This window comes from Allobosea sp. P1_A7 (assembly GCF_056406775.1).
Genome location: NZ_JBFTZN010000275.1, coordinates 1 through 12,494 on the forward strand (window position 1 = coordinate 1; position 12,494 = coordinate 12,494).

At 62.9% G+C, this 12,494-nt stretch carries 12 protein-coding genes and 1 pseudogene; 7 read left to right on the forward strand and 6 right to left on the reverse strand.

The window, feature by feature from the left end; translation table 11 throughout:
- Positions 1–219: pseudogene (locus AC1D34_RS30735) on the reverse strand (serine protease); the annotation flags it as partial.
- 151 nt (positions 220–370) lie between these two features.
- Between AC1D34_RS30735 and AC1D34_RS30740 the strand changes: the two are divergent.
- Together AC1D34_RS30740 and AC1D34_RS30745 are read left to right on the forward strand one after the other, a co-directional pair.
- A complete protein-coding gene (locus AC1D34_RS30740) occupies positions 371–928 on the forward strand; it encodes a diguanylate cyclase domain-containing protein (RefSeq protein ID WP_476826262.1) in 558 nt (185 codons plus the stop codon).
- 100 nt (positions 929–1,028) lie between these two features.
- Positions 1,029–2,552, forward strand: coding sequence for a PAS domain S-box protein (locus tag AC1D34_RS30745; protein WP_476826263.1), 1,524 nt, complete (start codon positions 1,029–1,031; stop codon positions 2,550–2,552).
- Between the two features lie 135 nt (positions 2,553–2,687).
- Here AC1D34_RS30745 and AC1D34_RS30750 read toward each other — a convergent pair whose 3' ends face one another.
- On the reverse strand, positions 2,688–3,149 hold the full coding sequence (locus AC1D34_RS30750; protein WP_476826264.1) for a DUF6894 family protein: 462 nt from the start codon (positions 3,147–3,149) through the stop codon (positions 2,688–2,690).
- A gap of 548 nt (positions 3,150–3,697) precedes the next feature.
- Between AC1D34_RS30750 and AC1D34_RS30755 the strand changes: the two genes are divergently transcribed.
- The 3 genes from AC1D34_RS30755 to AC1D34_RS30765 all read left to right on the forward strand — a co-directional run bounded on the left by AC1D34_RS30755 (position 3,698) and on the right by AC1D34_RS30765 (position 7,350).
- Complete coding sequence (locus AC1D34_RS30755) at positions 3,698–3,892, forward strand: hypothetical protein (RefSeq protein ID WP_441508581.1); 195 nt, start codon at positions 3,698–3,700, stop codon at positions 3,890–3,892.
- A 273-nt stretch (positions 3,893–4,165) separates the two neighbouring features.
- A complete protein-coding gene (locus tag AC1D34_RS30760; RefSeq protein WP_476826265.1) occupies positions 4,166–5,674 on the forward strand; it encodes a cytochrome c oxidase subunit I in 1,509 nt (502 codons plus the stop codon).
- A 395-nt stretch (positions 5,675–6,069) separates the two neighbouring features.
- Positions 6,070–7,350, forward strand: coding sequence for a M20 family metallopeptidase (locus AC1D34_RS30765; RefSeq protein ID WP_476826266.1), 1,281 nt, complete (start codon positions 6,070–6,072; stop codon positions 7,348–7,350).
- 6 nt (positions 7,351–7,356) lie between these two features.
- Here AC1D34_RS30765 and AC1D34_RS30770 read toward each other — a convergent pair whose 3' ends face one another.
- Positions 7,357–7,533, reverse strand: coding sequence for a hypothetical protein (locus AC1D34_RS30770; protein WP_476826269.1), 177 nt, complete (start codon positions 7,531–7,533; stop codon positions 7,357–7,359).
- On the opposite strand from AC1D34_RS30770, the gene AC1D34_RS30775 reads away from it, so the two are divergent.
- On the forward strand, positions 7,468–7,746 hold the full coding sequence (locus tag AC1D34_RS30775) for a trimeric intracellular cation channel family protein (RefSeq protein WP_476826270.1): 279 nt from the start codon (positions 7,468–7,470) through the stop codon (positions 7,744–7,746). The genes AC1D34_RS30770 and AC1D34_RS30775 overlap by 66 nt on opposite strands.
- 17 nt (positions 7,747–7,763) lie before the next feature.
- Positions 7,764–8,114, forward strand: coding sequence for a trimeric intracellular cation channel family protein (locus AC1D34_RS30780; protein WP_476826267.1), 351 nt, complete (start codon positions 7,764–7,766; stop codon positions 8,112–8,114).
- Between the two features lie 116 nt (positions 8,115–8,230).
- Here the strand turns inward: AC1D34_RS30780 and AC1D34_RS30785 are convergent, their stop codons facing one another.
- From AC1D34_RS30785 to AC1D34_RS30795, 3 genes are read right to left on the reverse strand one after another with little or no spacing between them, the layout of a single operon-like run.
- Positions 8,231–10,471, reverse strand: coding sequence for a xanthine dehydrogenase family protein molybdopterin-binding subunit (locus AC1D34_RS30785; protein ID WP_476826268.1), 2,241 nt, complete (start codon positions 10,469–10,471; stop codon positions 8,231–8,233).
- 12 nt (positions 10,472–10,483) lie between these two features.
- Positions 10,484–11,512: an FAD binding domain-containing protein gene (locus AC1D34_RS30790; protein ID WP_476770630.1), complete on the reverse strand. Its 1,029-nt coding sequence runs from the start codon at positions 11,510–11,512 to the stop codon at positions 10,484–10,486.
- On the reverse strand, positions 11,509–11,994 hold the full coding sequence (locus tag AC1D34_RS30795; RefSeq protein ID WP_476826271.1) for a (2Fe-2S)-binding protein: 486 nt from the start codon (positions 11,992–11,994) through the stop codon (positions 11,509–11,511). Before AC1D34_RS30795 ends, AC1D34_RS30790 begins: the two co-directional genes overlap by 4 nt.
- Positions 11,995–12,494 lie beyond the last annotated feature (500 nt).

Sequence of the window (12,494 nt, forward strand, 5' to 3'; positions counted from 1 at the left end):
GGCGACAGGCGACAGGATCACGCCCGATCCGGAGCCGGAGGGGCGCCCGTGCCTGCGGACATTAAGCCTGACGACGGCCGGGCCCACCCGCTCCACCACGTCGGTGACGGCAAGCGAATAAGCATCGAGCAGCGCGCCATCGCTTGCTGGTGAGAGCGGAAGCGTGGACGAATCGAAGTCGTCCTCGTTGAGGACGAAGCGAGGTGTAACGTCGAGCATTGGTGGAACCGCCCTGCGTTGTTTGCCAGGATATGGCGATGCGGTCCCCGCCGCAAAAGGGCTGAGCCCGGCCAGGTCCCGGACACGAGGACCCATGGAGCGATACTGCGTGAATTCTGTGGCGGGCCTCGCTGCCACGGGCAAAGGTCCTATGCTGATCGCAAAGCTGGATGTCGCGGGCTTTCATGACATCAACTCCGGCTATGGCTTCGACGTCGGCGACCAGGTTCTCGTCCAAATCGCCGAGCGCATTGGCACCACCGGCGTCGGCGTCGTGGGACGCATCGACTCGAATGAATTTGCGCTGGTAAAGCCGCTCGCGAGCTCCGATGAAGGCCCTGAAATCATCAAGAGGTTGATCTCTGCGTTGTCGGCGACCTTCGTCGTTTCGGGAGCGACGATCACCATTCGGTTTGCCACCGGCTTCGTGATCGCCGAGGCTGGCTTCGACACCAGGTTGGTGCTCGGTCGGGCCGGAGCCGCCCTCCGGCGCTCGAAATCCTCTCCATCCCGCGAGGCGTGCGAGTTCAGGGCCGAGGACGAAATTCAGAGTCGCAATCGCATTCGCCTGACGAACGAAATGCAACGCTGGCGAACGACGAGTTCGGATTTCAGTATCAGCCCAAGGTTAGGTGCGGTCGTTGGCGCAGAAGCCTTACTGCGCTGGGGGCGCGCACGAACCCCTGCTCAAACGAAGAACGGATTATGACCAAATGACATTGCGATGAGCCGGGTTCGGTGCTCGAATGCCCCGGTCGCCAGAGGGGATTCCTCGTTGTGCGAGATCTCGACTGTTCATGAGGGTGCCCATGGAGCAAAGCACCGATCGTCAGGTGACGGTTACGGTCCGCAGCAGGACCACCGACGCTGCGAACGATCTGGCGCGCCAGGTTCGGGAGCAGACCACACTCTTCCGCTTCACCGATCGCCTGTTTCGAGCCCGCACCGTCGTCGAGATCTACGAGTGTGCGCTTGATGCCATTTGTGAAACCCTCATGTGCTCGCGGGCGTCGATCCTTCGCTTCGATGATGGGGGGACAATGCGTTTCGTCGCTTGGCGCGGCCTCTCGGATGGATACCGCGCCGCTGTAGACGGCCACTCGCCCTGGAAGCGCCATGACCGCGAAGCCGACCCGATCTTCCTCTCGGACGTCGCCCTCAGCAAGGAGCCGAGACAACTCATCGAAACCATTATCGGCGAGGGCATCCATGCCCTGGCCTTCATCCCGCTCGCCGGAGCCGACGAACTGGCAGGCAAGTTCATGGTCTATTATGACACTCCGCGGGTCTTCACCGATCACGAGCGCGACCTCGCGCTGCTCGTCGCACGCCAGCTCGGCTTTGCCCTCGAACGTCATGCCGGGGACGCCTCGGCCCGCCGGCTGACTGCGCTCGTCGAATCGTCCGATGACGCGATCATCGCAAAGGATCTGAACGGCCTCATCACCGACTGGAATCCGGGCGCCGAGCGCCTTTTCGGGTATCGGCGAGAGGAGATGTTGGGTCAGCCCGTCATGCTGCTCATTCCGGAAGATCGTCGGGGCGAGGAGCCAACGATTCTGGAGCGCATTCGCGCCGGGGAGCGAATCGAGCACTACGAAACCATCCGCCGCCGCAAGGACGGAACGCCTGTAGCGATCTCGCTGACCGTCTCGCCCATCAAGGACGCCAGAGGCGAAATCGTGGGGGCCTCGAAGATTGCCCGGGATATCTCGGAGCGGCAACGGGCGCAGGAACAGCAACAGTTGCTGCTTCACGAGATGAACCACCGCGTCAAGAACGTCTTCGCGCTCACGAGCGGAATCGTCAATCTCACGGCGCGTTCAGCCACTACCCCGGCCGAGCTCGCTTCAACGGTTAGCGAGCGTCTCGCCACCCTGTCGCGCGCGCACGCTTTGACTATGTCGTCCATAGCTGCGGAAAGCGAACCGGCCGCAACCACGTTGCACCCGCTGATTGCAGCCATACTCGCACCCTATCGGGCGGGTGAACGCTCGCGCTGCGAGGTTCGCGGTGCCGACATTCCAATCCCTTCCACMTTGGTGACATCGATCTCGCTGCTGCTCCATGAATTCGCGACCAACGCCGCGAAATACGGCAGTCTTTCGACGATGGACGGCATGGTCGAGATTACATGCTCGAAGCGACTGTCTGAGTTCGTGATCGTCTGGCGCGAGCGCGGCGGTCCATCTCCGCGGAGCGCGGGAGGCGAAGGCTTCGGGAGCCGCTTGGTCAAAGCGACGGCAAGTCAACTTGGCCGGGTCAGCAGAGTTTGGGACCCGTTGGGCGTGGTCATCGAGCTCGTCATCGAGCGTGACAGGCTCGAAGCTTGACAGCACCGCAAGCGATCATCCCCCGTACTCGATCCCCATGCGCCGATAACTTGGCAACATCTGCGGCGGTCGGAAGGGTTCATTCATCCCAGCTTAAACCGGCGCACGCCGAGGCGTTCCCAGCGGCCCCGCAGATCAGGTTTTCTTAACCGGCCGCCCAGGGTCGAGTGCGCTCGGCGAGCTGGAGGGTTTTGGCTCGCCCTTTGCTGGCGAAGCGACGCTCGCATCCGCCGCCGGCGTTGCGCGATCGTCGTTCGGTATGCCTGTCCCCGGTCGTGGGCGGCTATCACTTGTTCTCCCAGGCTGACCTGCCGTCTTGTTTGGATCTGCATTCGCCATGTCGACCTCCTTTGTGCTCCAGCTTTCGGATCGCTCGCCCAAAAGTTCCATGCTCGCCCGGTAAATGACGCCACCTTCTTCCCTGCGGACGCTAACGGTGAACAATCGGCAGTCGCCGTTTAGCATCACCGCGCGTGCCATATCTGGCAAGGCGTCCAACGCTGATCGCCGCGCCTCTTCGTCGCTGGAAAGTTCAATTCCGTCCTCGTCGATATCGACGAAGTCGCCATCGGTGCTGTCGAAGAAATAACGGGTCATGTTCGTTACCGGCTAAGCGACGGGTCTGGCTCTCACAGAACGCGTCTGAAGAGTGCCCGTTCCAAGGCGGCAGAATTGCCATCGGAAACATGCCTTACCGAAGACCGAGAAATGAAAGTATGGCCAACACGACCACGATAAGGCCGACGATGTAGATGACGCCGTTCATGAGACCCTCCCATGCTCCGTCACACATGTGACGAGCGGTCAACAGATGGCGAAGCAAAAGAGTTCCAGCCGGAACCTATAAGGCCGGGAACACTCCTTTCAGTGGCGGGTTCAGCCTCGACAAATTGGAGGACGAACAATGGGCCGCGGTATTCTACTTTGGATGTTGGGCATTCCCCTGCCGATCATCATCCTGCTCGCGTTCTTTCGGTAGAGCGTCTGGCTATTGGTGCCGAAGCTCTCCGTTCCACGGCGCGCAGGCAAGTGTCTCGGGACGGGTGAGCTGGCCCAGCAGCAGTATCCATATGACGCTATTGCCGAAAGCGACCGTTCTAATAGTCAGCCCAATGGACGCTGAGCACGTCCCGTGGGAGGTAGAAATGACGACAAGCAAGCGGACTCAGCAGCCGATCGGCGCTGGAGAAACCAAAACAACTGATGCCTTGGATGGGTTTTCACCGCGCGTTCAAGGGGGCTCAATCGCGCTAGTTTTGTTTCTGGTCATGGTCGCGGTGCTTATGCTTCTGGGTTATGGGGTTTGGTGGCTGTACGTATTCGTTCAGTCACTGAAATGACCATCGTTGATGTAATGCAGCGGTGGATACGCGCCGGTCTCTCGCCGCATAGTTGCGCCCTCGGGTTATCCATTGAGTGGGCGGCGAGGCGAATGCGACGGATGAGGTGCTCGTCCACGGCGCCGCCCCGATGCGCCCAGTTCAAAGCCACGATAGTTGGTTCACCTTGAACGCGACTGTGCGCTTTGCTGATTGCGGCCCCGCCCGGCGTGGCTCCGGGCCTTGACCATTGGAAATGAAAGTTCGAAACTGTCCAGATGGGAGGCGAACCCCATGGGAACCGCCCCGAACGCCCAAATCCCGACCGTCGACGCTCGCGAACACGGGGAAGCTCATGCCAATCCGACAGGATGGCGACGCTGGCTCCTGTCCACCAATCACAAGGACATTGGGACGCTCTACCTGATCTTCTCGATCATGGCGGGACTCGTCGGCGGCTTCCTCTCGATCATGATGCGTATCGAGCTCCAGCAGCCCGGCCTGCAGATCTTCGCCAACGGCCAGAGCTACAACGTCTTCGTGACCGGCCACGGCCTGATCATGATCTTCTTCATGGTCATGCCGGCACTGATCGGCGGCTTCGGCAACTGGTTCGTGCCATTGATGATTGGCGCGCCCGACATGGCCTTTCCACGGCTGAACAATATCTCGTTCTGGCTCGTCGTGGCCGCCTTCATCCTGCTGACCATTTCGTTGTTCGTCGAAGGCGCGCCTGGCGCCCATGGCGTCGGCACCGGCTGGACGATCTATCCGCCCTTCTCGACGACAGGCCACCCCGGTCCCTCGGTTGATTTCGGCATTCTCGCGCTGCACCTCGCGGGCGCATCTTCCATTCTGGGCGCGATCAATTTCATCACCACGATCCTGAACATGCGCGCGCCTGGCATGACCATGCACAAGATGCCGCTGTTCGCCTGGGGCGTGCTGGTCACTGCCTTCCTGCTGCTATTGGCGTTGCCGGTCCTGGCCGGGGCCATCACGATGCTCCTGACCGATCGCAATTTTGGCACCACCTTCTTTGATCCGGCCGGTGGTGGCGACCCGGTGCTCTACCAGCACCTGTTCTGGTTCTTCGGTCACCCCGAAGTGTACATTATGATCCTGCCGGCCTTCGGCATCGTCAGCCACATCATCTCGACCTTCTCGAAGAAGCCGATCTTCGGCTATCTCGGCATGGCTTATGCGATGGTGGCGATCGGCGTCGTCGGCTTCATCGTGTGGGCGCACCACATGTTTACAGTCGGCCTCTCGCTCAACACCACCGTCGGCGGCGTGACCGGCGTGGTGCTGGCCAATGCSGGCRTCGACCGCTCGCTGCATGCGACCTATTACGTCGTGGCCCAYTTCCACTACGTGCTGTCGCTCGGCGCCGTRTTCGGCMTSTTCGCCGGCTTCTACTACTGGTTCCCGAAGATGTCGGGCTATRTSATSCCSGACTGGATCGGCAGGCTGCACTTCTGGGTCGCCTTCTTCGGCGCCAACCTGCTGTTCTTCCCGCAGCAYTTCCTTGGYCTYGCCGGCATGCCGCGTCAYTATGYGGACTATCCSGATGCCTTCGCCGGCTGGCATTTCTGGTCGTCGATCGGCTCCTACATCTTCGCTGCCGGCCTGCTCATCTTCTTCTACGGCGTSATCRTCGCYTTCWCGAAGAAGCAGCTCGCCGGRGACAATCCGTGGGGCGAAGGTGCAACGACGCTGGAATGGACCCTGTCCTCGCCTCCGCCGTTCCACCAGTTCGAGACCCTGCCGCGCATCGTCRGCTCGGACCACTGGGATCGATAGTTCGTCCACCGGGCGATTTTTCGCATGTCGAAGCATCCGCCCCAAACCTCTACGTCGGCATCGCTCGCGCCCGACACTCGGTGGCGTGGTCTTTGATGGTGAAAGTGCTCTGAAGGGAGCCATTCGCTACGAGCGAGGGGGATTGACGGGCCACGCGGCGTTCCGAGGTCCGAACTCAGCTCTGAAAAGGCAAGCGCTGGCTAAAGCCAAGGGCTCGATCTCAGGATGCCMGCCATCACGCCGCGCAGGAGTTGCGCACGAGAATTCGCGTCGATCTTGGATTTCGCCGCCTCGATATGTGGATGGACCGCGTTGCGCGACAGGCCCATGGCCATGCCGATCTACGCATCGCTGCGACCCCATTGCCCCCGTCGGAAATATAGGAGGAGATCATCATGGCTGAGCACACCTCTTCCGGGAGCGCATCCGTCGTCTTGACGGATCTGGACAAGCTGCTGCCCGATATCGAGGCGCTCTATAAGGACGTCCACGCCCACCCGGAATTGTCGATGCGGGAGATGCGAACTGCGGGTCTCGCCGCCGACAAGCTCAGGAAAGCCGGCTTCGAGGTAACGACTGGCGTGGGTAAGACGGGCGTGGTCGGATTGCTTCGCAACGGCGAGGGGCCGACGGTCATGCTGCGCGCTGACATGGATGCGCTGCCGATCGCAGAGGATACCGGCCTTGCTTACGCCAGCAAGGTTACTGCGACGGACCCCGAGGGAAGCACCGTCCCCGTGAGCCATATGTGCGGACATGACATGCATGTCGCCTGGCTGGTCGGTGCGGCGACATTGCTGTCACAGGCGCGCGATGCCTGGAAGGGCACCCTGATGGCCGTCTTCCAGCCGGGCGAGGAAACCGCGCAAGGCGCCCAGGCCATGATCGACGATGGTCTGCTGAAGCGCTTTCCGCAGCCCGATGTCGTGCTGGGCCAGCACGTCATGGTCGGACCCTCCGGCTCGGTCGCCGGCAGTGCCGGGCCGATAACCTCCGCTGCGGACAGCCTGCAAATCCGCCTGTTCGGGCGCGGCGCGCACGGGTCGATGCCGCAGGCCAGCATCGATCCCGTCATCATGGCGGCCTCCGTCGTGCTGCGTCTCCAGACCATCGTGTCCCGCGAGGTTGCCGCCAACGACGCGGCAGTGGTCACTGTCGGCGTGCTACAGGCAGGAACCAAGGAAAACGTCATCCCCGACGACGCCGTCATCAAGCTCAATGTGCGTACGTTCGACGAAGGCGTGCGCAAGCATGTGCTCGCCGCCATCGAGCGGATCGTCAATGCCGAGGCCGAAGCCTCCGGGGCGCCGCGCAAACCGGAGATCACGCCGCTCGACCGCTACCCTTTAAACGTCAACGACGAAGCCGCCAGCAACCGCATCGCCGCAGCGTTTCGCGGCCATTTTTCGCCGGACCGGGTCAAGCACACCGGCCCCGCCCCGGCGAGCGAGGATTTCGGCTGCTTCGGCACCGCGTGGCAGGTGCCTTCGGTGTTCTGGTTCGTGGGTGGCAACGATCCCAAGGTCTATGCAGAGGCTAAGGCGGCCGACAAGCTGAACGAACTTCCGGTCAATCACAGTCCGCAATTCGCGCCCGTCCTCCATCCCACGCTGGCAACAGGCGTCGAGGCACTGGTCGTCGGAGCGCTAGCCTGGCTCGGCCCGAACAAAAAATGAACTGTTCTACCCGATTGCATCGCAGATCAGTCTCATTTGAAGGCTGTTCGGTGCTTTCGTCCCGATGCGGTAGGATTTTTCGCAGGCGGACCCGTCATGATCGCCATCGAAACCCTTGTGCGACTTCTCGACCTGGGCGGCACCTTCGTTTTCGCGATCAGCGGGGCGGTTGCCGCAGTCAATCGCCGCCTCGACATTTTCGGTATCCTCGTCCTATCGTTCGTAACGGGGAATTTTGGCGGGATCACTCGCGACCTCCTGATCGGGGCCATCCCGCCTGCCGCTCTGACGGTTGGCGGTACCTGCTGGTCTCAGTTCTGGCCGGACTCATCACCTTCTTCTGGTATGCCGGCGTCGACAAGCTGCGTAGCCCCGTCCTCCTGTTCGACGCGGTAGGCCTTTCGTTTTTCGCGGTGGTCGGTGCACAGAAGGCGATCGAGTTCGGACTAAACCCGGTGATGTCAGCGCTTCTGGGCATGCTGACCGGAATCGGCGGAGGCATGACGCGCGATGTTCTGCTTGCGGAGATTCCGCAGGTATTGCGTTCCGATTTGTACGCCGTCGCAGCGCTGACCGCCGCGTCCTTCGTTGTTATCGGCCATGTGCTCGGGCTTTCCTATGGCGTTTCAGCGCTGGCTGGAGCCGCCGTGTGCTTCGGCCTTCGTTTCATGGCGATCAGACGTGGTTGGCATTTGCCGGTCGCTCATCTCTCCGCGCAAGGACGCGCTGCAATAGATGCTTCGGAGGATGAGAGCGGGCGGTAAGTTTGCCCCTCCAACGGTTTGCCTTCCGGGAGGGAGGGTGAAGCGCGGCCTCGCGTTTCCAATGGCGCGCCATATCTGCCGAGATCGGCCTCTCGCGACGCCAACGATGCTGCTCCTCACGCCGCAAGCAGCTTGTCGACGGTGATCGGCAGGCTGCGGATGCGTTTGCCCGTCGCGTGATGAATGGCGTTGGCGATGGCCGCCGCCGTGCCGACGACGCCGATCTCGCCCAGCCCCTTCACGCCGATCGGATTGATCTGGTCGTCATGCTCCTCGACAAAGAGGACCTCGATCGCACCGATGTCGGCATTGGCTGGCAGATGATACTCGCCAAGGTTCCTGTTCGTGAACCGGCCGAAGCGATGGTCGGTCAGCGTCTCCTCGTGCAGGGCCATGCCGATGCCCCAGACCACGCCGCCGATGATCTGGCTGCGCGCCGTCTTGGGGTTGAGGATGCGCCCGGCCGCGATGGCGCTAACCACCCGGGTCACGCGCACGCTATTGAGTTGCTCGTCGACATGGACCTCGGCGAAGACGGCCGAATGAGTATAGGAAGCCCGGTGCAGCGGCGCGAACAGGCCAGGACTGGCTGTTTCCTCGGCCTCGATCCGCTCGACCTGCGCCGCACTCAGGGCATCGACGAATGAGACGGCGCTCGATTGCTCCTGGCGCAACCGAACGAACCCGCCATCGAAGACGACGTCATCGATCCTGGCGCCGGACAGAGGCGATCCTTCGATGGACTTTGCGTGTTTCAGCAGGGTCTCGCACAGCCTTCGGCAGGCCAGCGTCACCGCGCTCCCCGAGGAAGCCGCCGTCCAGGAGCCACCCTGGATCGGGGCTGGTGGAAGCGATGAATCGCCGAGCTTCACGGTCACCGCGTCGAGATCGAGCCCCAGTGCATCGGCCCCGATCTGGCTGAGGATCGTGTAGGTGCCCGTTCCGATATCGGATGTGGCGCAGGCGATCTCGAGCCTGCCGTCGCGCGTCAGCGTCGCGCGGGCGGAGGATTTCATCATCATCGCTTCCCAGACGCCGCTGGCCATGCCCCAGCCCACCAACTCCTTGCCGTTTGTCATCGAGCGCGGCGCCGGCTTGCGCCTGTGCCAGCCGAAGCGGGCGGCGCCTTCGGCATAGCAGGCGCGCAGCTCCTTGGAGGTCAGGGGCTTGTCGTCGTTCTCGTCCCGCGTGGTGTAGTTCCTGAGCCTGAGTTCGATCGGGTCGATGCCGGTGGCAAAGGACAGTTCGTCCATGGCACTTTCCAGCGCGAACAGGCCTGTCGGCGCACCGGGCGCCCGCATGTCGCCGGGCGTCGGGATGTCGAGCTTGGCGAGTTCGTAGGCGAGCAGCGACGTCTCGCTGTGATAGAGCATGCCCGACCAGTTGACGACGTTCTCCTGATAATCCTCGTAGCCGGAGGTCGCGGCGACCGCATGGTGCTGGAGCGAACGGATATGCCCTTCGGCATCGGCACCGATCGCGACAGAATTGATCGTCTGCGGACGATGCGCATGGCTGAACATCTGGGCCCGGGTCATCTCCACGCGCACGGATCGCTCGAGTGCGAGCGACGCCATCACCGCGAGGAACAATTGGTGGTGCGGCCGCAGCGCGGAGCCAAAGGCGCCACCGACGAAGGGACAAACCACGCGGACATCCTCGGTTGCCAGGCCGAAGACCGACGTAACATAGCCTTGCGTGTTGAGCGCGCCCTGCGTCTTGTCGTGGACGGTGATCTTGCCGTCGCCCTCCCAGACCACCGTCGTCCCGTGCAGTTCCATCGGATTATGGTGCTCGGTCGGGACGCGGTACTCGGCGCTGACCTTGATCGGGGCGTCTGCGAAGGCAGTTTCCGCGTCGCCTTTCGGATCGGGCGGCCGCGCGATGCCCGCGCGCTTCTTCGGCGGCTCATAGCTGTCCTGGCGGGCGCGCTCGAGATCGGTCTCGTGCGGTTCTCGTTCATAGGACACGCCGACCAGGGAGGCCGCGTCACGGGCGGCCTCGAAGCTCGACGCGACGACCAAGGCTATCGGCTGGTCGCTGTGCTGGATGGTGGCGTCGTGGAGCGGGCGGAGCGGCTTGCCGGGCGGGGCGACCTGGTCCCGGTAGCTGCTGTCGAACCAGGCGGTGTGAGAGCGGTTCTCATGGGTGAAGATCGTCACGACACCCGGCACTGCAAGCGCCGCCGTGAGATCGAAATCGCGGATCTTGCCGCGCGGAATCGCGCTGCCGACGATGCAGCCATGAAGCAGGTCCGGAGCAACGAACTCGGCTGCATAGGTCGCGCGGCCGGTGACCTTGGCTACGCCGTCGACCCGGCTCCGCGGCGAGCCGACATGGGGATCGTTGCTGATCATGGCCGTGCTCCCTCAGGCGATGCGCTTGTCGGATTGCGATTGCGGCGTCCCGGCTGCGGCTTGGGTCAGTGCGCGAATGATGGCGCGGCGCGCGAGCTCGATCTTGAAGGCATTGTGCTCGCGGCCCTGTGCTCCTTCCAGCAGAACGTCCGCCGCCGCGGCGAAGCTCGCATCGTCGGGCTTACGGCCAATCAGCACCTCTTCTGCCTGCGGCCGACGCCAAGGCTTGTGAGCAACGCCGCCAAGTGCCAGCCGCGCATCGCGGATCGCACCGCCACTGCCCATTTCCAGACAGGCCGCGACGGAAACCAACGCGAAGGCATAAGAGAGCCGGTCGCGCAGCTTGAGATAGCTGTGGTGCTCGGCAAAACGTTGCGCCTCGGCGGGCAACTCGATGCCGGTGACGATCTCGCCCGCGCCGAGCGTCGTGTCGCGATCCGGTGAACCGTTCGGCAGCCGATGATAATCCGCCATCGCGATCGTCCGGGTGCCCTGCGGCCCGGCGACATGGACGCTCGCCGAGAGTGCGGCAAGCGCGACGCACATGTCGGAGGGATGGGTTGCGATGCAGTCGGTGCTCGCGCCGAGAATGGCATGATTGCGGTTCACGCCCTTGATCGCCGGGCAGCCGCTGCCAGGTTCGCGCTTGTTGCAGGGCAATGCGGCATCGTAAAAATAATGGCAGCGAGTGCGCTGGTTGAGATTGCCGCCGGCCGTCGCGGCGTTACGAAGTTGTGGCGTCGCGCCCGCCAAGATCGCGCTCGACAGCAGCGGGAAAGTCCCGGCGACCAACGGGTGATAGGCGATCGTCGTATTCGAGACGAGCGCCCCCATCAGGATGCCGCCGTCCGCGGTCTCGGCGATCGTATCGAGATCCCCGAGGCGGGTGATGTCGATCAGGCGGTCCGGCTGCTCAACATCATATTTCATCAGATCGAGCAGATTCGTGCCGCCGGCAATYAGCCTGGCGCCGGGGTCGGCTGCCAGCGCGGCGAGCGCGCCTTCGAGGCTCTCGGCCTGGAGATAGGAGAAGCGGTTCATTCTGCGGCCTCCCGCATGTGCCCTGTCTGCTGGGCGATGACGTCCTCGATGGCGTCGACGATGTTCGGATAGGCGCCACAGCGGCAGATATTCCCGCTCATCAGCTCGCGGATCTCGTCGCGGCTATGGGCGCGGCCTTCGGCGACGAGCGCCACGGCCGAGCAGATCTGTCCCGGCGTGCAATAGCCGCACTGGAATGCATCGCGCTCGATGAAGGCGCGCTGCATGGGATGCAACGCGCCATCCTCTGCCAAGCCCTCGATCGTGGTGATAGCGCTGCCGTCCAGCATCACCGCGAGCTTCAGGCACGAATTCATTCGCTCGCCATCGATCAGCACCGTGCACGCGCCGCATTGACCGTGATCGCAGCCCTTCTTGGTCCCGGTCAGCGCGAGATGGTTGCGCAGGAGATCGAGCAAGGTCGTTGCAGCATCGACCTCGATGTGAACGGGCGGGCCATTCAGGCCGAGGGAAATCTCGATTTTTTCGTCGGGAGCGAGCGTGCGGAGTGTCACGGCGATCTCCTTGGGCGCATGGTTCTGGGCGTGGGGGGGCGCGGGCGCGCAAGTTCATCTCGACGACAACGGCTCGCGAGCACGATGTGTTCCTTCGAACAGGAACAGTTTGATCCAGCCCTAAGTTCGGCTGCTGCTTCGGGGCGGACCGTGCACCTGACCATCCCTTAAGAGGCCTGCGCGCGGCGACCGAAGCGTCATGGGACAAGGCAGGAAGCAGGCCGGAACCAACCGGCCGGCGCATGGGTTGCAGCCTCGACCGCACTCGAAACGGGAGCTCAAACCATGATGTTAGCCGTGGCCGGCGTCACCGCGTGAGCCTTTCACCAGGCCGAATGCACCTCTTTGCGCACGCCGGCAGTTAACGTGATGGTGTGGACGGCGCCCGCTGCGGCATCTGGCTCGAATGGAGCTGTGCCAGGATGGTTGTCGTTGAGCAACCCATCTGAAGGAGCGCCGTCCATGAC

Coding starts and splice junctions, on each gene's coding strand:
- AC1D34_RS30755 (WP_441508581.1), top strand. CDS start 3,698: ATGACGACAAGCAAGCGGACTCAGCAGCCGATCGGCGCTGGAGAAACC.
- AC1D34_RS30765 (WP_476826266.1), top strand. CDS start 6,070: ATGGCTGAGCACACCTCTTCCGGGAGCGCATCCGTCGTCTTGACGGAT.
- AC1D34_RS30740 (WP_476826262.1), top strand. CDS start 371: ATGCTGATCGCAAAGCTGGATGTCGCGGGCTTTCATGACATCAACTCC.
- AC1D34_RS30785 (WP_476826268.1), bottom strand. CDS start 10,471: ATGATCAGCAACGATCCCCATGTCGGCTCGCCGCGGAGCCGGGTCGAC.
- AC1D34_RS30750 (WP_476826264.1), bottom strand. CDS start 3,149: ATGACCCGTTATTTCTTCGACAGCACCGATGGCGACTTCGTCGATATC.